This window comes from Amycolatopsis melonis, assembly GCF_040064235.1.
GTDB classification, from domain to species: domain Bacteria; phylum Actinomycetota; class Actinomycetes; order Mycobacteriales; family Pseudonocardiaceae; genus Amycolatopsis; species Amycolatopsis melonis.
Genome location: NZ_JBDZYD010000002.1, coordinates 562,906 through 580,209 on the forward strand (window position 1 = coordinate 562,906; position 17,304 = coordinate 580,209).

Genomic DNA, 17,304 nt, shown 5'->3' on the forward strand with positions numbered 1-17,304 from the left:
TTAATGACTGCATACACTGGAAAATTCGAGGTGCCCGAGGTTGACTTCGTAATGTTTTCCCTGTTCGACGAGAGTTCTGGACTGTTAATTCTGAGCGCGCGAGAGATCGATGGCTTTTTCGGGGTCTCGGCGGGTCGATATCCCGACGTTGTTTTTCGCGGTGTTACCGAGTTTCAGTCGGGACGCGTCAAGGTTGAAGAAGCAACGCTTCACATTATTGACCGGAAGCGAACAAAGATTGGTGAATATTGGGTTGGCCGGGCAATTTCTGACAGAGCGATGAACTCGTCGTCGGGCCCGGTACTTGACAGTGTTGTGTTCCGGCAATTCGATGGTCGATGTGAGTGTCGTGATGCAGTGGCGGTGTGGCGTCGCTGGGCATCTGCTGAATTAAAGAGTAATGAGTGGGCGCATTGGCCGGCAAGCTACCATTCTGCATGGCTTCATGTTGCGCAGAACTCTTGGTTTTTCGGCGAGCGTTTGCATGTCGCAACTGAGGCGGATCGGAGTGTTGTTTATCTGGCCGGAAAAGTAGTGCTGACCAAGGCGTCTTTCTTTTGTGCTCTAGGTGAGGCGGTAAATGGGCCGGGGGGGTATTTTGGGTCAAATCTTGACGCGCTTGTCGACTGTATTCGATCTAATCTTGGCGGAGCTTCGTTGTCGAAGATCGTGTGGCGTGATTTCGATACTTCTCGGCAAGTTCTCGACGCAGACTTCTTGGATTCTCTCATTGCTGTGATGGATGAGTTTTCCATAGTGTTAGAATTCGTATAAGTGGGGCTTTGTTAATTGTCGATCATTGGTCATATGGTAGTGAGGTTTGCCCGGCTGGCGCGGAAGCTGGTGAACGAGGAGATGTGCCCGCCGTCGATCGCCCCTGGCGTGGATGTAGCAATAGAAGGTTGGTAGCTGACTTCTCTGCGATGCTTGAGTAATATTGGATTTGGAACTCTGTTGAAGCCGTGAATTGATAGAATGGCACAGGTCGATCGCTAATCGGCTTCAATGAGGTGATCTCACCAAGACTGGGCGGGCGTGGGCGGGTGGTACCGGGCCGGTGCCCCGTCGGGTCCGGGAACCCGTTCTCGTCATTGGTCGAAGCAGGCTGGCTTCGAGCTGGTGACTAAGTTCAGGCTTTTTTGGATACTGCGCCACGATCGCCGAGGCCGTCCACCGCCTCGACGCCGGCGCTACCGCGACTCAAGCATTGAAGCCTGCGCATGTACTGTGCGCTCGTGCACATTTCTAGGCGTTTGTACGCAACTGCCCGCTTCGGTCCACGATGGCGCTCATCGGGGCGGGATCAAATGCGACGATATCCAGGTCGACCAGAATGAAACCGCTCAACCTGAAGGGTTAATCGTAAGAGCATGGTTGCACGTCGGTTAAATTCACAAGGTGAATTATTGTGGTTTCCTGCTCATTTAGGTAAAGGTTGAGATTCATGGCCGAAAGGCTGGGTGGCGGCGGTGCTGACCTTGAAAGTGGTCACGCTCGCTGGGAGATATACGCCCGGGCGATCGAAATTCCCGACGAGTGGCCAGCGTTGCTGGAGCTGGTCAGGTCCGAGCCGGATATCTCGATTGCTTCCTCTGTGGTCTTGAAGGTCATGGAAGTCGTGCCGGCTTCGCAGAGACCGGACTATGTTGCGGCGCTTCCTGCCGGGAAGTCCCGCGAATATGCGGCGACACGGGCTCGTGAGCTGTCGATATGGGAAACCATCACAAAGACAAGCGCGACGTCCGGCGAAGAGGAGTTCGATACTCGGAGTTGGTCGACCTGGCTGCAACTGCGGGCCGCCGATTCGGCTCGGGATGAGGCCATTCTCGAAGCCCTGAGTGCGACGGGGGCCACGAAGCGAATCAGGGCTGCGGCCGAACGGCGTCTGCTGTCGATTCGTGCCTCTGGCGACTGAGTGGCTCGCGCTGAGAACGGCACAGATCAAGCGGTAACCGGCTTCAGCGACTCCGAAAGCGCCACCAGTTCCCGCACGTCGTCGTCGAGGCTGCCGCCCTCCGGGAGGGCTACCGGCATCCCTTCCTCCGGTACCGGTTCCCGCCGGGCGTGGGCGCTCAGTGCTTCGGTGAGGCGTTCCGCCAGTGACCCCTGCTTCACCTGGGCCAGGTACGGGCTGATCCGGACCAGCCCGTCCCGGCACTCGATGACCCTCCGGTAGTAACGGCGGTGCACGCCCAGCACGCTCAACCTGTCCCGCCATCCGCTCAACGGCGTGCGGGTCAGCGCGTCCTCCGGGAATGCCTCGTGCAGCCTTGTCCACAGTGGACCCAAACGGTGGTACGCGCGCAGGTGCTGCCACCACACGCGGGTCGCGTCCACGCGGGTCGCGACGCCCGGGTACGACAGGCCGACCACCAGCAGGATCGCGCTCGGGAACACCAGGAACACCGTGGCCTGCACCAGCAACCACGGAATCGCCGCGCCTGCCCAGTGGACCAGGATCACCGCGATCAGCGTTGCTCCGCCGACCGCGCCGAACGCGAAACCCACCGAGGCCACCAGCAGGCCACGGGCCAGGCGAGGGGCCGCGCCGCCGGCGTAGCGCCAGGCGAAAACGCAGGCGCTCGCGATGCCGTACGTCAGGTACAGGTCCGCCGCGAGGTAGAAGATCGAGACTCCGGTGCGGGGGTACGCCGATGGCGGGACGTCGGGCATCAGCACCGTGACCGCCGCCATCACCAGGATCGCCGCCGCCAGGGGCACTGCCTCCAGGCGGGCCCGGCGGCGGGCTCGGGCCGCCGGGAGGGCCGAAAACAGGAAGAAGCAGGCCAGGGAATACACGAGTCCGCACAGGAAGATGTGCTGGAACAGCAGCGGGACGATCAGCCCCGGATCCGGCTGGTTCACGTCACCCGCCAGGAGGCCGAGCGGGTACGCCGCCGCGAAACAGGCCAGGCAGGCCGTCACCATCCAGCGGGCCACGTCCTTCGGCGCGCGGGTGGCCTGGTAGGTCTTCCACACCAGGGCCGGGAAAAGGACGAGGCCCTGGATCACGATGAGCGCGATCTTGCTGTTCACAGCCACCCCAGCCGCTCGCTCAGCGCCGCCTCGATGCGCTGCGCCGTGTCCTCGTCCGAGGCCTTCGGCGCGACGCGGTCCAGCACCGACGCCCACTCCAGGATGATCGTCGCGACCGTCTCGGCTTCGCGCTCGTGGTCGCTGTCGTAGGACGTCCGCAGCAGGGTCTGCCGGACCGACGCCGGGGCCACGTCGGGGGTCAGCTGGGCGAGCAGGCTGTCGTCCTCCACCGTGCCCTGGTGGCCTGCCAGCATGTGGCCCAGCTCGTGCAGGATGATGTGGCGCTGGTGGGCCTTGCTCGTGTCGCGCTGGTACACGATGTAGTCGGCCTGGGCGGTCGCGATCCAGGCCCCGAACGGGCCCGGCACCGGAATCCGGTGCGCGAGCAGCCGGATCGGGCGGCCGCGCAGGTCCCCGACACTGCGGCACAGGTCACTGACGTCGAGCGGCGGCCGGATGCCCAGCTCGTTCAGTAGCCGCCTGCAGCGGCGCCGTAGCTCGCGTTCCCTCACCAGTCATCCTGCCGTTCGACGTGCTTCGTCCAGCGCCGGCCCCTACGGTAGACGACCCCCTGCCGCGGATCTCAGTAGCGTGGAGATCATCATGCCCCCGCCGGAAGGAGCCCCCGCGTGCCCGTCACCGAGTACCCGCCACGGCGTCGCGCACTCGCTCTCGGCGCGCTCGCACTCGGCGCCTTCGGGATCGGGCTGACCGAGTTCGTCGTCGTCGGGCTGCTCGGCCCCCTCGGCCACGACCTCGGCGTCTCCCTGCCCACGGCCGGGCTGCTGGTCACCGGCTACGCCGCCGCCGTGGCCGTCGGCGCGCCCGTGATGACCGCCGCCGGGGCGCGGCTGTCGCGCAAGACCATGCTCGTCGTGCTCATGAGCCTCTTCATCGCCGGGAACGTCCTCGCCGCCCTCGCGCCCGGGTACGGCCTGCTCATGGCCGGGCGGGTGGTCTCGGCCCTGTGCCACGGCGCGTTCATGGGCATCGGCCCGGTCATCGCCGCGAGCCTCGTCGCGCCGGAACGGCGGTCGCGGGCCATCGCGCTCATGATGACCGGGCTGACCGTGTCGAACGTCGTCGGCGTGCCGTTCGGGACGGCGCTGGGCCTGCAGCTCGGCTGGCGCTCGGCGTTCTGGGCCATCGCCATCCTCGGCGGGGTCGCGCTCGCCGCGATCGCCGCCTTCGTGCCGGCGCGGCCGGACGACACCGGCGGCGGGCTCCGCGGCGAGCTGGCCGTCTTCCGCCGCCCGCAGGTCTGGCTGGTGCTGGTCACGACGATGCTCGGCTGGGGTGCCGCCTACGCTGCCATCACCTTCCTGGAGCCGATCCTGACGCGGGTGGCCGGCTTCGGCGCTTCGGCGGTGCCATGGCTGCTGGTGCTGTTCGGTGCCGGGCTGACCGGCGGCAACCTGCTCGGCGGGCGGCTCGCCGACCGGGCGCTCGGGCCCGCCCTCTACGGCACGATCGCCGCCGCGGTCGCCGCGCTGGTCGTGTTCGCCTTCGCGGTGCACCAGCCGGTCACGGCCGTGGTCATGGTGTTCGTGCTGGGTGCCGCCGGGTTCGCGATGGTTCCCGTGTTCCAGACCCGCGCGGTGGAGGTGGCCAGTGAAGCGCCCTCGCTCGCGTCTTCGGTGAACGCGTCGGCGTTCCAGACCGGCATCGCGCTGTCGGCCTGGCTCGGCGGCCTGGCGATCGACGGCGGGCTCGGGCTCGTCGCCCCGGTGTGGATCGGCGTCGCGCTGGGTGTCGCGGCGTTCGCCGCCGCCGTCGTCTCCCGCGCCGCCGAACGCCGGGCGGCCTGGTGATCAGGACGGCTTGCGGGCCACCAGCGCCAGCTGGCTCGACTGCTCCGGGTGCGGGCCGACGTCGGCGGGGTCGTCCGGCCGCCACTCCGGCGTGTACACGATGCCCGGCGGGACCAGCTCGAAGCCGGTCAGCAGGGCCTGCAGCTCCGCGCGGGACCGCGGGAAGACGTCCGTGCCGCTCTGCTTGTACAGCTCGGCCGCGCGGCGCACCTCTTCGCCCTGCCCCTCGAACGTGCCGGACGACAGCGCGAGGTAACTGCCGGGCGCCATCGCCCGGCGATAGGTGGCGATCATCCCGGCGGGGTCGCGGGCGTCCGGGATGAAGTGCACGAACGCGGCCATCACGACCATCACCGGCTCGCTCAGGTCCAGCAGCCGCGTCGTCGTCGGGTGCTCCAGGATTTCGCGGGGATGCTCGCCGTCGCCGTGCACCATGCCCGCGTTCTCGTTGTCCTGCAGCACGATCTTGCTGTGCGCGACGGCGATCGGCTCGATGTCGACGTAGACGACCCGGCACGCCGGGTCGATCGCTTGGACGACCTCGTGCACGTGCCCGACGGTGGGCATGCCGGAGCCGATGTCGAGGAACTGGCGGATGCCCTGCTCGGCGCCGAACCGGACCGCCCGGCGCAGCCAGCGCCGGTTCATCAGCGCCAGCTTCCGCGACTCCGGCCGCAGTGCCAGGATCTTCCGCGCGAACTCGCGGTCGATCGCGTAGTTCAGCTCGCCGCCGATGAGGTAGTCGTACACGCGTGCGGCGTTCGGGCGATCGAGGTCGATCCCCTCCTGCGCCTGCTGCCGGTCGTCCATTCCCGCTCCCCGCTCCCGGTCCGAGAATAACCGCCGGGCGGCGGTTTCCGCTGCCGGTGTCACCCGGTGGCCACCGCCGGCGGCTCGGCGGCGGAGAGGACCGCCTGCTCGTGCAGGCCCAGGAAGCGGAGCGCGGACGCCACCGGCAGCGAGCCGCCGACCGCGTCGAGCCGCTCACGCCACCGTTCGACGTCTTCACGCCAGAGGGTCACGTAGGACGCCAGCTGTTCGCCGGTCGTGCGGGACAGCCGGTCTGCCGCCGCTTCGAGTGCGCGCAGCGCGGGTTTGGCGTGGTCACGGGCGCGCAGCCGCCGGGCGAGGTCGCCGAGCAGGTCACCGCGCTCCCGTACGACGGCGGTCCAGTCGGCTTCCGACGCTTCGGTCGCGTGCAGCCCGGCCTCGCGGAACCGGACGAGGCCCTCGGCGAGGACGTCGCCGAACTCCTCGGCGGCGGCACGGGCGGGCCGGGCGAACGGGTCGTAGGGGAGCTGGCGGACGGTGCCCGCGTCGGCGGGCCCGGGAGCCGCGCTGTCGTAGAGGAACAGCCAGTCTTCGTTGTAGACCTCGGGGAAGAACGTCGTCCCGGCGTCGAGGCGCACGGCCGCGGTGCCGATGCTCGGGGAGATCGCCGGGGTGCCGCCCGCCAGCTGCTCGGCGTGCCGGACCACCGACCGGTCCGGGAACTCCTCGGCGCGGAACGCCGCGACGCGGTGGGTGCGCAGGGCCGCGCCCGCGGCCCGCGCCTGTGCCGGGCCGAGCAGGTGGTCGTCGTCGAGGAAAAGAATGCGCGACCAGCCGCTCATCCGGGCGATCAGCAGTCCCAGATTGCGTTTCACGCGGACGTCGGTGAATTGCGCGTCGGCCACGGCGGGGTGTTTCGAGGTCGCGAAATCGAGCAGCGGATTCCGGTATCCCGGCGGAATGTCGATCGCGGCGACAGTGAGACCCGTGGCCGCCGTGCGGGCTTCGGCCGCCCTCACTCTGCCGCTGCACAGCAGCACGAGCCGGGTGCCGAGATCCTGGGCCAGCCGGATCGCCGGGGTCAGGCCGGCCACCGAGCGCCACGCCGGCACGACGACGGCGTCGAGCACCGGATCCGGTTCTGCGCATTCTGCGGAATCCGTTCGTTGATCCACCGGATCACCGTAACCGCCGTTCCCGCGGGGGTGCGGATTGTTCCGTGGAAACGGGATTCGCCGTCCGTCGTTTTCGGAAATCCCGGCCCGCGAAATCGTTTCGCTGCCACGATGCCCGGGTGTTCGGACGACGGCGCACACCCGCTCCTGGCTCGGTCGCGATGTTCGTGGTCTTCGCGGCGAACGGTGCCCTCAACGGCTCCTGGACGCCGCGCGTGCCCGCGCTGGCCGCCCGGGTGGCGGCCGGGCCGGGCGTGCTCGGCCTGGCGCTGCTGGCCATGACCGCGGGCATGCTCCTCGTCGCGCCGCTGGCCGGGCGGCTCGCGGAACGGTTCGGTGCCCGCGCCGTCGTCGTGACCTCGACGCTGGTGTCGTGCGCCATCCTGCCGCTGCTCGGACTCGCGGGTTCGGTGCTCGCGCTGGGGGTGCTGCTGTTCGGGCTCGGCCTCTCGCTCGGGACGATGGAAGTGGCGATGAACGTCGGCGGCGTGGCCGTCGAGCGCCGCGCGGGCAGGCCGCTGCTGTCGCTGCTGCACGCCGGGTACAGCGTGGGCGGTTTCGCCGGTTCGGCGGCGGCCGGCCTGGCTGCCGGGCACCACTGGCCGCCGTCGCGCCACCTCGCGGTGGTCGCCGCCGTGGCGACGGTGGTCCTGCTGGCCGTGTGCCGTGGCGTTCCCGCCGGTGCCGCCCCGGCCGACCGGCCGGAACGTCCCCGCGTCGCGCTGGTGAAACAGCCGGTGCTGTGGCTGCTGGGCGGGATCGTCGTGTTCGCGGCGATCGCCGAAGGGGCGAGCGCGGACTGGTCGGCGCTGCTGCTGGTGACCCGGCACGGCGCGGGCGAGGGCGTCGCGGCGCTGGCGTACACGGCGTTCTCGCTCGCCATGGCCGTGAGCCGGTTCGGCGGATCGTGGGCGCAGCGGCGGTTCGGGGCGATCCGGCTGCTGGTCACTGGCGCCTTGGTCGCGGGGACTGGGCTGGCCCTGGCTGCCCTGGTCCCGTCGGCGGGCGTGGCGCTGGCCGGTTTCGTGCTCGCCGGGGCGGGCCTGTCGACGTCGTTCCCGGTGGCGCTGAGCCTGGCCGGGTCGGCCGGGCACGGCGGCGGGGAACGCGAGGTCGCGTTCGTCTCGACCATCGCCTACGGCGGGTTCCTCGCCGGGCCGCCGCTGGTCGGCGGCATCGCGCAGGCGACGTCGCTGTCGGTGTCGTTCGTCGTGGTCGGGCTGCTGGCCGCGCTCATCGCGCCGGCCGCCGTGAGCGCACGCCGCCGCGAACCGCAGGCCGCTTCCGCGCAGTAGCCTGCACCGGTGGCGGACGAGTGGTACGCGGTGCGCTGTGTCTTCCGGTGGGCCGGTTCCGCCGGGCAGCCGTACGAGGAACGGATCACGCTGTGGCGTGCCGCCGGCCTCGACAACGCCATTGCGCTGGCCGAAGCGGAAGCGCAGGAATACGCGGAAAACACCGGCGTCACCTATCTCGGGCTCGCCCAGGCCTATGCGATCGGGGAGAAGGAACTCACACCGGGCAGCGAGGTGTTCTCGCTGCTGCGCGAGAGCGAACTGCCGCCGGAGAAGTACCTGGACCGCTTCTTCGACACCGGCGACGAGCACCGGACGGGCAAGTCGGAGTTCGCCGGGCGCGTCGCCGCGCTGCACCGGGGCGGCCGTGCCTGCGGCTACCTGTTCGTCGGCCCGGCGTCCCTGCTGGAGTTCCTGCGCAGCGGCGACGACGGCACCTGGTACTACAGCGACCGCGCCGACCCGGACGACTACGACACCACCGCCGAGCTGGCCTCCGGCGAAATCGACTGGTACGGCACGGCGTACTCGGCCCGGTGGCTGCCCGACGGCGAGGCCCGCGAGGTCAGGGCGTTCTTCGACACCGGACGGCCGAAGGTGCGGTCCGACACCGGACCCTGATCAGGGCCGCGCCGGCGCCCACAGATCGTCCGCGTCACCGGCTTCCAGGCGGCCGCGGTACACGCCGATCTTGCGGTCGATCAGGGCCAGGTTCTCCTGCAGCTCGGCCAGCTTCGCCAACACTTCCGCACGGTGTTCCTCCAGCAGCGCCAGCCGTTCCTGCTCGTTGCCGCGCCCGGCCGACACCAGATCGGCGTAACGGCGGATCGTCTTGATCGGCATGCCCGTCGCCCGCAGCTTCGTGCAGATCCGGATCCAGTCCAGGTCCAGCTGCCGGTAGCGGCGACGGCCGCCGGACGTGCGATCCACCTGTGTCACCACCAGGCCCGCCCGCTCGTAGTAGCGCAGCGTGTGGGCGCTGACGCCGGTGCGGCGGGCCGCGTCCGCGATCGTCAGCCCCTCCGGGGGAATCGGCGGTTTGACTTCGAGCACGCTCTAAATCCTAGCGTCGATCCCATGAACGTTCCGCCTCCGGCGCGGCCCGGGCTCGTGCTCGCGACCTGCTGCGCCAGCATCGTCGTCGTGGTGATGGACATCTCCATCGTCACCGTCGCCCTGCCCGCCATCCGCCGTGATCTCGGCGCCTCCGTCTCCGGTCTGCAGTGGACGGTCGACGCCTACACGCTCGTGCTGGCCGGGTTCCTCGTGCTCGCCGGTGCCACCGCCGACCGCGTCGGGCGCAAGCGCGTCTTCCAGTGCGGCCTGGCGGTCTTCGGCCTCGGTTCGCTGCTGTGCAGCCTGGCGCCGGACATCGGCTGGCTGGTCGCCGCCCGTGCGGTGCAGGCGATCGGCGGCACCATGCTCAACCCGGTCGCGATGGCCATCGTCGCCACCACCTTCCCCGTGCCCGCCGAACGCGCCCGCGCCATCGGGGTGTTCGGCTCGATGTCCGGACTGGCACTGGCACTCGGGCCGATCCTCGGCGGCGCGCTCGTCGACGGCTTCGGCTGGCGTGCCGTCTTCTGGGTCAACGTCCCGGTCGTCGTCCTCGCGCTCGTCGCCACCACGCTGGTCGTGCCCGAGTCCCGCGCGCCGCGGGCCCGCCGGTTCGACCCGGTCGGGCAGGTCCTCGTGCTGGTGGTGCTCGGCAGCGTCGTCTACGCCCTCATCGAGGCACGGTCGCTGGGCTGGACGTCGCCGCCGATCCTCGCCCTGTTCGCCGTGGCCGCGCTCGGCGTGGCGGGCCTGGCCGCCTACGAGCCGCGCCGCGCCGACCCGCTGCTCGAACTGCGCCTGTTCCGCAGCATCGCGTTCAGCTCCGCGATCCTCATGGCGCTGGTGGCGCTGTGCGGGTTCGGGATCTTCCTGTTCACCGCCACCCAGTACCTGCAGGAGACCCGGGGCCTGACGGCGCAGGCCGCCGGGCTGTGCCTGCTGCCGGTCGGGGTGCTGGTGCTCGTGCTGTCCCCGTGGACCGGGCGGCTGGTCGGCACGCGCGGCCCGCGGTGGCCGCTGGTCGTCGCCGGGACCGCGCTGGCGGCGGGCGGCACCGCGGCGGCGTGGCTCGGCCCGGCGACGCCGCTGCCGCTGGTGCTCGCCACCTTCGTGCTGTTCGGCGTCTTCCTCGGCACGGTCAACCCGCCGATCACCAACACCGCCGTCTCCGGGATGCCGTCGTCGATGGCCGGGGTGGCCGCCTCGGTGGCGTCCTCCGGACGGCAGACCGGCACGACACTGGGGGTCGCGCTCGCGGGCACGGCTCAGGGGGTGTGGTGGCTGGTCGCGGCGCTCGGGGCCGGCCTGTTCGCCCTGGCCCTGCTCGGCACCGGGCGCCGGGCCGCGGCGACGGCCCGGCGCGCGGCGGCGCTGTCGGCCGAACTCAGCCTCCCGCGACCGACGGGATGACGTGCACTTCGGCGGCGTCGCGCAGGACCGTCGCGGCGCCGTCGAGCCGTCGGCACTCCTCGCCGTCGACGTAGAAGTTGACGTACCGGCGCAGTCCCGCCTGCTCGTCCCGCAGCCGCCGCTCCAGCGCCGGGTAGCGGTCGGCGAGCACGTCGAGCACCGCGCCGAGCGTGGCGGGCTCGGCGACCTCGACCTCCACGCGGGACTCGCCGCCCGCCTTCTCCCGCAGCGGGCCGGGCAGCAGCACCGTGATCCGCATGGTCACACCGTCGCCGCGCGGACGCTGAGCACGTCGGGCAGGTGTGCCGCGACGAGCTGCCAGCTGTCGCCGTCGTCGCGGCTGGCGTAGACGTCACCGGTCCGCGAGCCGAAGTACACCCCGGCCGGGTCGGCGTCGTCGGTGCACATCGCGTCACGCATCACCCCGGCCCAGTACCCGTCCGGCAGGCCCTGGCCCAGCGCCTCCCACGACTTGCCGGCGTCCTCGCTGCGGTACACCCGGCACCGGCCCTCGGGCGGGAACCGCATGACGTCGGCGACCAGCGGGAACGTGTAGATCACCCCGGGCCGGTGCGGGTGGACGACCATCGGGAAGCCGAAGTCGCTGGGCAGGCCGTCGGCGATCGACTGCCAGGTCGCGCCCGCGTCGTCGCTGCGGTAGACGCCGTGGTGGACCTGGGCGTAGAGGCGGTCCGGCTCGCTCGCGTGCCGGGCGACCTTGTGCACGCAGTGGCCGTACTCGGGGTAGGGGTCGGGCACGTGGACCGCGCGGATGCCGGTGTTGCTCGGCGCCCACGTGTCCCCGCCGTCCTCGGTGCGGTAGACGCCGCCGGTGGACATCGCCACGGTGATCTTCGCCGGATCGTCCGGGTGCGGCAGGACGGTGTGGATGGCCTTGCCGCCGCCCCCGGGCGTCCAGTGCTCGCGGTGCGGGTGGTCCCACAGGCCGCGCACGAGCTCGTAGGTGCGGCCGCCGTCGGTGGAGCGGAACAGCGCCGACGGCTCGGTGCCGGCGTAGACGACGTCCGGCTCGCTCGCCGGGCCGGGCACGAGCTGCCAGGCCCTGGCCAGGGACTCGCCGGTGTCCGCCGGGAACGCGATCGGCGCGTGGTCGGGCTCGGTCCAGGTCGCGCCCAGGTCGTCGCTGACCGCCACGCTCGGCCCGAAGTGCTCGCTCTGCACGCCGGCCAGCAGCCGCGGCGTCGCGCGGCGCGTGTCGATGCCGACCGCGTACACGTCGGTCATCGCGTGGTGCGGGCCGGTCACCTCCCAGGTCGTCCGGTCGTCGCTGGTCGCCAGCCACAGTCCCTTGCGCGTCCCGATCGCGAGCAGAACAGACATCCGACACCTTTCTCCAAGGGGTGAGCCACGTCACAGTACTCTCCCCGGAAAAATGCCGGGACGAAATGTCGAGCGCCGCGTGCGGCCGATCGACGCGGGGGTGAAGGCCGGTCACCGCGTCCGGGAACACACCGGACCCCGGCCTGGAGAACAGGGAGAAAGCCATGCGTTTCCTCATGATGCACCGGGTCGACGAGCAGGACCCGCAGGCGTGGAACCCCACTCCGGAGTTCGCCGCCGAGATGGGCGCGTTCATCCAGGAGTCGGCGGAGAAGGGCATCCTCATCACGGCGGAGGGCGTGCACAAGACGGACAAGGGCGCGCTGGTCCGCAAGCCGCGCGGCGCCGCGATCCGCGTGACCGACGGGCCGTTCGCCGAGGCCAAGGAGGTCATCGGCGGGTTCGCGCTGATCAACGCCGCCGACCGCGCGGAGGCCGTCGAGTTCGCCAAGCGGTACGTCGAGCTGTTCGACATGGAGATCGAGGTCGAGATCCGGCAGGTCGTCGAGTTCGACGAGCTGCCGCAGGGCTGACCCCGGCGCCGGTGGCGCTACGCTGGCCGGACACGACTCTGGGGGTAGAGCGATGTATCTGGTCACCGGCGCCACCGGCAATGTGGGCGCGGAAGTCGTTGCGGCGCTGGCGGAAGCGGGCCGTCCGGTGCGGGCGCTGGTGCGCCGTCCGGACGCCGCCCTGCCCGAGGGTGCCGAGGCCGCCGTCGGCGATCTCAACGATCCCGCCGGCCTCGGCGACGCACTCAAGGGCGTCGAAGGCGTCTTCCTCCTGTCCGGCTACAACGACATGCCCGGCATGCTCGCGCGGGCGCGCGAGGCGGGGGTGCAGCGGATCGTGCTGCTGTCCGGGGGTTCGGCCGCGCTGGAGAACCTGGACAACGCGGTCTCGCGGTACATGACGCTCGCCGAGCGCGCGGTGCGCGAGTCCGGGCTGGACTGGACGTTCCTGCGGCCGCGCGCGTTCATGTCCAACGCCCTGCGCTGGCTGCCGCAGCTGCGCGAAGGCGACACGGTGCGCGTCCAGTTCGCCGGTGTCCCGGTCGCGTGCGTCGACCCGGCCGACATCGCGGCGGTGGCCGTGCACGCCCTCGGCGGCGGGCACGAAGGCCGCGTCCACGACCTGACCGGGCCGGTCGCGCTGCGGCCCGCCGAGCAGGTCGCCGTCCTGGCTCGCGTGCTCGGGCGCGACCTGCGCTGCGTGGAACTGACGAACGAAGAGACACGCGCCGAGCTGGAAGCGAGCATGCCGCGCGAGTACGTCGAGGCCTTCTGGGACTTCTACGTCGGCGGGACGCTGGACGAGGCGACGGTGTACCCCACCGTGGCCGAGGTGACCGGACGGCCGGCGCGCACGTTCGCCGAGTGGGCGGCCGCGCACGCGGACGCCTTCCGGTGACCGCGGGGTCAACCGTGGGAGCAGGCGCGGGCACTCCTCCGGTATGACGCCCCCGGCCCGCCGGCTGGTTAGGCTCGGACCGTGGAAGGCGCCCGCAGGCTCGTGACGCGCCGGGTCCCGAGGTGGGCCGTCGACGCCGGGGTCGCCGTGCTGATCTTCGCCATGATGAGCCTGGTCGGCGGCGGGTTCCGCGAACAGCCGTGGCGCTGGTTCGACGGCTGGGCCTACCTGCTCACCGCCGCGGTCTGCCTGCCGCTGGCCGCCCGCCGGACGGCGCCGGTGCTCGTCCTGGTGCTGACCTCGGCCGCCTACCTGGTCTACCTCGCCCGCGGTCACCTGCCGGGCCTGCACCTGTGGGGCCCGGTGCTCGCGCTCTACAGCGTCGCGGCCATGACGACGGTGCGCATCAGCCTCGCGGCCGTCGTGGTGGCCGGTCCCGTCCTCTACGCGGGCGCCGCGGCGCTGGGTATCCCGCCGGTGGGCGCGGTCGCGCAGACGGTCGTCATCTGCGGGGTCGCCATCGTGCTCGGCGGGCTGTCGCGGCAGCTGGCCGAGCGCAACCGGCAGCTGGCCGAGGCGGCCGAAGAGCTGCGGCGCGAGCACGAGCACCGGCTCGAACGCGCGATGGTCCAGGAACGGCTGCGCATCGCGAGGGAACTGCACGACGTCATCGCGCATCACATGTCCGTGATTTCGATGCAGGCGGGACTGGCCGGGTACGTCTTCGACAGCGACCCCGCGACGGCGCGGGCCGCGGTGCAGACCGTCGGCGACGTCAGCCGGGAAACCCTCGACGACATGCGCCGGGTGCTCAACCTGCTGCGCCTGCCCGCGGCGGCCGGTCCCGAAGGCGACGTCGAGTTCACCGCGGCGCCCGGTCTCGCGCAGCTGCCGGAGCTGGCCGAACGGATCCGCGCGCTCGGCGTCGAGGTCGAACTGTCGGCGACCGGGCCGTTCGGCGACCTGCCCTCGGCACTGCAGCTCACCGCCTACCGGGTGGTGCAGGAAGCACTGACCAACGTGGTGAACCACGCCGGGGTGTGCCGCACGACGGTCACCGTCCGCCGGGAACCGGCGCGGATCGTCGCGCGGGTCGAGAACGACGTGCCCGCAAGGAAAGCGACCCCGCCCCGGGGCACGTCCGGCTACGGTTTACTGGGCATGCAGGAGCGCGCCAAGCTCTACGGCGGGCACGTGACCGCAGGTCCCCGGCCGGACGGGGGATTCGCCGTCGAACTGGTGCTGCCCACGGCTTGAGTCCGCAGGTCACGATTGCAGGGGAGCAGGTCATGACCACCGTTCTCGTCGTCGACGACCAGCCGCTCGTGCGCGCCGGGCTCACCGCGCTGCTCGCGGCCAGTCCCGGGTGCGAGGTCGTCGGCGAGGCGGGCGACGGCGCCGAAGCCGTCGACCGCGCCCGCGAAACGCGGCCCGAGGTGATCCTCATGGACATCCGGATGCCCGGCGTCGACGGTGTCACCGCGACCCGCCGGATCCTCGGCAGCGGGCTCGACCCGGCGCCGAAGATCCTCATCCTCACCACGTTCGACCTCGACGAGTACGTCTACGAAGCCCTGCAGGCCGGTGCCTCGGGATTCCTGCTCAAGGAGGCCCAGCCGGCCAGCCTGCTCGCCGCGATCCGCTCGGTGGCGGCGGGCGACATGCTGTTCGCGCCGACGGTGACGCGGCGGCTCATCGACGCGTTCGTCGGCCGCTACCGGCCGCCGTCGCTGCCCGCCGACCAGGAGGAACGGCTCGAACCGCTGACCACGCGCGAGCGCGAGGTGCTGAGCCTGGTGGCCACCGGCATCACCAACGGCGACATCGCGCGCAGCCTGATGATCAGCGAGGGCACGGTCAAGACGCACCTTTCGCGGGTGATGGCGAAACTCGACCTGAACAGCCGGGCACAGGCGGTCGTCGTCGCCTACGAGACAGGTCTGGTCGGCACGTCACAGTCGTGACGGAAAACTGCTCCCGTGGTTGACCCCGTGCTTCCGCTACCCGCGTGGGGGTACCCGGAAATCCGGTGTGCGGCAGACGACCGCGGCGTTTTCCCCCGGTAGTTTTTCCGTATCCGGGAAGTAACCGGAGAATCCACGGGAAAAGGGGAAACAATGATCACGACCACGGGCAAGCGGGTCGCCGGAGCCGTCGCGGCGTCCGCGGTGGGGCTGACGCTCATGGCGGTTTCCGCCGGTACCGCGTCCGCCGCCGACGTCACCGGTTCCTGCAGCAGCAAGGGCAGCACCGCCAACTACTCGGCGACCTACAAGACGGCGTCGGGCAAGGACTGGATCACCAAGCTGAGCTGGCAGCTCGGCGGGGCCAAGAAGGTGGGGAACAAGAACAACGTCGAGGCGCGCGCGAAGTACGACAAGACGCTCGGCCACGACACCATCAAGCACACCTGGATCTCCGGCGACAACGCCAAGGCGAACGGCTCGAAGAACGTCAGCGGCTGGGACATGAAGCGCTCGGAGAAGTCGTACGTCGAATTCAAGTTCGCGATCGACGTGAAGGGCGCGGACCCGCACTGCAGCGGCCACACGGCCTCTTTCTGACCGGGGGTGGGGTGGGGCCCGGATTCCGGGCCCCACCCGTGGGGAAAGGGGATCGGCAATGCACCGGAAACGGGTGCTCGGCCTGACGGCCGCGGCCGTGCTGCTCGCCGGGTGCGGCGCAAGCCCGCCGCCCGCACGTGCCGAAGCGGCGCTGGTGGCTGTGGACGGCGACGGCGCCGTCGTCTACGACCTGGCCGACGGCAGCTACCGCGGCGTCGACCGGTCGGGCAGGCAGGTGTGGCGCTTCGGCGCCGAGCTGGGGGACCCGGCGGCCGTCGTCTGCCTGCGCCACTGCCCGGACGCCGTGTTCTCCGGCGGCGGCCCGGCTTCTCGTGTCACGAACGGCAAGCTGGAGCGCTTCGACGTGGCGGGCCGCGTGCTCTCGGCCCACGACGACCATCTGGTGCTGGGGGAGGAGAACGCGGTCCGGGTCACCGGCGCGGCCCCGGAGCCGTCGGCAGGCTGGGTGGAGAACGCCGCGGGCACCAGCGCGGTGACGGTGTCGCCGGGGGTGCGGTGGTTCGACCGCGACGGCACCGGCTGGCGGCCGGGCACGCGAGCGGACCGGCCGGGCGAGGACGCCTGCCTGAGCCCGGACGGCCGGACCGCCCTGGTCCTCGGCGAGGCCGCGGCACTGGTCGGCCGCGACGGGCCGCCGTCCGTCCTGGCCACGGACCTGCCCGGCGCGCCGGAGTGCGTGTTCGGCGCGGCCGGAGCGGTGCTGGTGGAGCACACGGTCCGCGGAGAAGGCGCCCGGCACACGGCGATGCGGGCCGTCGACCGCGCCGGGAAACCGTTGTGGGCCCGGGACTTCGACAGCGAGATGTTCGTGGCTGCGGACCCGCGCTCGCCCCGGTTCGCGCTTTCGGGAGCGGCGCGGTTCGAGCTGCTGGACGCGGGCGGCCGGGTCCTGGAAACGCGCGACGACGTCGTGAGCGCGTCCTTCACCGGTGACGGGGAGCTGGTGACGGTGCTGGACAGCGGAGCCGTCACGCGATCCTGAAGTTTTCTGCGAAGGTGTGTCCAAGGGGCCGGTCGCCGTTCGTGGTGGTGGCGTACGGCAACCAAGCCACTGGAGGATCCCGTGAAGTACCTGATGCTGATCAACGCGAGCCTGACCGCGGGCGGCGAAGTCGCCGGCGGCTGCACGCCGGAAGGCTGGGAGCTGTTCTACAAGGAGATCAAGGAGGCGGGCGTCCACCTGCACGGGAACCCGCTCGCCGACGTCACCGCGGCCACCACGGTCCGGGTCGGCGAGCACGGCGAGCGGGTCGTCACCGACGGGCCGTTCGCCGAAACCCGGGAGGTGCTCGGCGGCTACTTCGTCGTCGACGTGCCGGATCTCGACGTCGCGCTCGACTGGGCGGCGCGCTGCCCGGGCGCCCGGGACGGCGGGTCGATCGTGGTGCGCCCGCTCGCCGACTACCCGGGCTGA

Annotated in this window: 20 protein-coding genes; 13 read left to right on the forward strand and 7 right to left on the reverse strand. The window is 70.8% G+C overall.

The window, feature by feature from the left end; all coding sequences use genetic code 11:
- Positions 1 to 3 precede the first annotated feature (3 nt).
- Positions 4 to 774, forward strand: coding sequence for a barstar family protein (locus ABJI51_RS07140; RefSeq protein WP_348948457.1), 771 nt, complete (start codon positions 4 to 6; stop codon positions 772 to 774).
- A gap of 670 nt (positions 775 to 1,444) precedes the next feature.
- On the forward strand, positions 1,445 to 1,915 hold the full coding sequence (locus ABJI51_RS07145; RefSeq protein WP_348948459.1) for a hypothetical protein: 471 nt from the start codon (positions 1,445 to 1,447) through the stop codon (positions 1,913 to 1,915).
- A gap of 26 nt (positions 1,916 to 1,941) precedes the next feature.
- On the opposite strand, the gene ABJI51_RS07150 is transcribed toward ABJI51_RS07145, so the two are convergent.
- The gene (locus ABJI51_RS07150; RefSeq protein ID WP_348948461.1) at positions 1,942 to 3,042 is read right to left on the reverse strand and encodes an MAB_1171c family putative transporter; all 1,101 of its coding nucleotides are present in this window, start codon (positions 3,040 to 3,042) and stop codon (positions 1,942 to 1,944) included.
- Complete coding sequence (locus tag ABJI51_RS07155; RefSeq protein WP_348948463.1) at positions 3,033 to 3,548, reverse strand: hypothetical protein; 516 nt, start codon at positions 3,546 to 3,548, stop codon at positions 3,033 to 3,035. The genes ABJI51_RS07150 and ABJI51_RS07155 overlap by 10 nt, the downstream gene beginning before the upstream one ends.
- 117 nt (positions 3,549 to 3,665) lie before the next feature.
- Here ABJI51_RS07155 and ABJI51_RS07160 point away from each other — a divergent pair, with 117 nt between their 5' ends.
- Positions 3,666 to 4,847: an MFS transporter gene (locus ABJI51_RS07160; RefSeq protein WP_348948465.1), complete on the forward strand. Its 1,182-nt coding sequence runs from the start codon at positions 3,666 to 3,668 to the stop codon at positions 4,845 to 4,847.
- On the opposite strand, the gene ABJI51_RS07165 is transcribed toward ABJI51_RS07160, so the two are convergent.
- Together ABJI51_RS07165 and ABJI51_RS07170 are read right to left on the reverse strand one after the other, a co-directional pair.
- Positions 4,848 to 5,657, reverse strand: a complete 810-nt coding sequence (locus tag ABJI51_RS07165; protein WP_348948467.1) for an SAM-dependent methyltransferase — start codon at positions 5,655 to 5,657, stop codon at positions 4,848 to 4,850.
- Between the two features lie 59 nt (positions 5,658 to 5,716).
- Positions 5,717 to 6,793 (reverse strand): hypothetical protein, encoded by a 1,077-nt coding sequence (locus ABJI51_RS07170; RefSeq protein ID WP_348948469.1) that lies wholly within the window; start codon positions 6,791 to 6,793, stop codon positions 5,717 to 5,719.
- 161 nt (positions 6,794 to 6,954) lie between these two features.
- On the opposite strand from ABJI51_RS07170, the gene ABJI51_RS07175 reads away from it, so the two are divergent.
- Both ABJI51_RS07175 and ABJI51_RS07180 read left to right on the forward strand, forming a co-directional pair.
- Positions 6,955 to 8,088, forward strand: a complete 1,134-nt coding sequence (locus ABJI51_RS07175) for an MFS transporter (RefSeq protein ID WP_348948721.1) — start codon at positions 6,955 to 6,957, stop codon at positions 8,086 to 8,088.
- Positions 8,089 to 8,097: 9 nt separating this feature from the next.
- On the forward strand, positions 8,098 to 8,709 hold the full coding sequence (locus ABJI51_RS07180; protein WP_348948470.1) for a hypothetical protein: 612 nt from the start codon (positions 8,098 to 8,100) through the stop codon (positions 8,707 to 8,709).
- Here the strand turns inward: ABJI51_RS07180 and ABJI51_RS07185 are convergent, their stop codons facing one another.
- Positions 8,710 to 9,141 carry a MerR family transcriptional regulator gene (locus tag ABJI51_RS07185; RefSeq protein WP_348948472.1) on the reverse strand — a complete coding sequence of 144 codons (432 nt, stop codon included), beginning with the start codon at positions 9,139 to 9,141 and terminating at the stop codon, positions 8,710 to 8,712.
- A 24-nt stretch (positions 9,142 to 9,165) separates the two neighbouring features.
- Here ABJI51_RS07185 and ABJI51_RS07190 point away from each other — a divergent pair, with 24 nt between their 5' ends.
- Positions 9,166 to 10,554, forward strand: coding sequence for an MFS transporter (locus ABJI51_RS07190; RefSeq protein ID WP_348948474.1), 1,389 nt, complete (start codon positions 9,166 to 9,168; stop codon positions 10,552 to 10,554).
- Here ABJI51_RS07190 and ABJI51_RS07195 read toward each other — a convergent pair.
- Positions 10,529 to 10,813: a ubiquitin-like small modifier protein 1 gene (locus ABJI51_RS07195; protein ID WP_348948476.1), complete on the reverse strand. Its 285-nt coding sequence runs from the start codon at positions 10,811 to 10,813 to the stop codon at positions 10,529 to 10,531. The genes ABJI51_RS07190 and ABJI51_RS07195 overlap by 26 nt on opposite strands.
- A gap of 2 nt (positions 10,814 to 10,815) precedes the next feature.
- The gene (locus tag ABJI51_RS07200; protein ID WP_348948477.1) at positions 10,816 to 11,895 is read right to left on the reverse strand and encodes a WD40/YVTN/BNR-like repeat-containing protein; all 1,080 of its coding nucleotides are present in this window, start codon (positions 11,893 to 11,895) and stop codon (positions 10,816 to 10,818) included.
- 164 nt (positions 11,896 to 12,059) lie between these two features.
- Here ABJI51_RS07200 and ABJI51_RS07205 point away from each other — a divergent pair, with 164 nt between their 5' ends.
- The 7 genes from ABJI51_RS07205 (at position 12,060) to ABJI51_RS07235 (ending at position 17,304) form a co-directional block, all read left to right on the forward strand.
- On the forward strand, positions 12,060 to 12,428 hold the full coding sequence (locus ABJI51_RS07205) for a YciI family protein (RefSeq protein ID WP_348948479.1): 369 nt from the start codon (positions 12,060 to 12,062) through the stop codon (positions 12,426 to 12,428).
- A gap of 52 nt (positions 12,429 to 12,480) precedes the next feature.
- The gene (locus ABJI51_RS07210; RefSeq protein ID WP_348948481.1) at positions 12,481 to 13,305 is read left to right on the forward strand and encodes an NAD(P)H-binding protein; all 825 of its coding nucleotides are present in this window, start codon (positions 12,481 to 12,483) and stop codon (positions 13,303 to 13,305) included.
- Positions 13,306 to 13,386: 81 nt separating this feature from the next.
- Positions 13,387 to 14,562 (forward strand): sensor histidine kinase, encoded by a 1,176-nt coding sequence (locus tag ABJI51_RS07215; RefSeq protein ID WP_348948483.1) that lies wholly within the window; start codon positions 13,387 to 13,389, stop codon positions 14,560 to 14,562.
- A 32-nt stretch (positions 14,563 to 14,594) separates the two neighbouring features.
- Positions 14,595 to 15,269 carry a response regulator gene (locus ABJI51_RS07220; protein WP_348948484.1) on the forward strand — a complete coding sequence of 225 codons (675 nt, stop codon included), beginning with the start codon at positions 14,595 to 14,597 and terminating at the stop codon, positions 15,267 to 15,269.
- A 153-nt stretch (positions 15,270 to 15,422) separates the two neighbouring features.
- Complete coding sequence (locus tag ABJI51_RS07225; RefSeq protein WP_348948486.1) at positions 15,423 to 15,869, forward strand: hypothetical protein; 447 nt, start codon at positions 15,423 to 15,425, stop codon at positions 15,867 to 15,869.
- 58 nt (positions 15,870 to 15,927) lie between these two features.
- Entirely contained in the window at positions 15,928 to 16,872 is a 945-nt protein-coding gene (locus ABJI51_RS07230) for a hypothetical protein (RefSeq protein WP_348948488.1), read from the forward strand.
- Between the two features lie 81 nt (positions 16,873 to 16,953).
- Positions 16,954 to 17,304 carry a YciI family protein gene (locus tag ABJI51_RS07235; protein WP_348948490.1) on the forward strand — a complete coding sequence of 117 codons (351 nt, stop codon included), beginning with the start codon at positions 16,954 to 16,956 and terminating at the stop codon, positions 17,302 to 17,304.

Bases quoted from the DNA above. Each gene is read 5' to 3' on its own strand.
- ABJI51_RS07140 (WP_348948457.1), top strand. From the start codon at position 4: ATGACTGCATACACTGGAAAATTCGAGGTGCCCGAGGTTGACTTCGTA.
- ABJI51_RS07145 (WP_348948459.1), top strand. From the start codon at position 1,445: ATGGCCGAAAGGCTGGGTGGCGGCGGTGCTGACCTTGAAAGTGGTCAC.
- ABJI51_RS07165 (WP_348948467.1), bottom strand. From the start codon at position 5,657: ATGGACGACCGGCAGCAGGCGCAGGAGGGGATCGACCTCGATCGCCCG.
- ABJI51_RS07175 (WP_348948721.1), top strand. From the start codon at position 6,955: ATGTTCGTGGTCTTCGCGGCGAACGGTGCCCTCAACGGCTCCTGGACG.
- ABJI51_RS07190 (WP_348948474.1), top strand. From the start codon at position 9,166: ATGAACGTTCCGCCTCCGGCGCGGCCCGGGCTCGTGCTCGCGACCTGC.
- ABJI51_RS07195 (WP_348948476.1), bottom strand. From the start codon at position 10,813: ATGCGGATCACGGTGCTGCTGCCCGGCCCGCTGCGGGAGAAGGCGGGC.
- ABJI51_RS07200 (WP_348948477.1), bottom strand. From the start codon at position 11,895: ATGTCTGTTCTGCTCGCGATCGGGACGCGCAAGGGACTGTGGCTGGCG.
- ABJI51_RS07205 (WP_348948479.1), top strand. From the start codon at position 12,060: ATGCGTTTCCTCATGATGCACCGGGTCGACGAGCAGGACCCGCAGGCG.
- ABJI51_RS07210 (WP_348948481.1), top strand. From the start codon at position 12,481: ATGTATCTGGTCACCGGCGCCACCGGCAATGTGGGCGCGGAAGTCGTT.
- ABJI51_RS07220 (WP_348948484.1), top strand. From the start codon at position 14,595: ATGACCACCGTTCTCGTCGTCGACGACCAGCCGCTCGTGCGCGCCGGG.
- ABJI51_RS07225 (WP_348948486.1), top strand. From the start codon at position 15,423: ATGATCACGACCACGGGCAAGCGGGTCGCCGGAGCCGTCGCGGCGTCC.
- ABJI51_RS07230 (WP_348948488.1), top strand. From the start codon at position 15,928: ATGCACCGGAAACGGGTGCTCGGCCTGACGGCCGCGGCCGTGCTGCTC.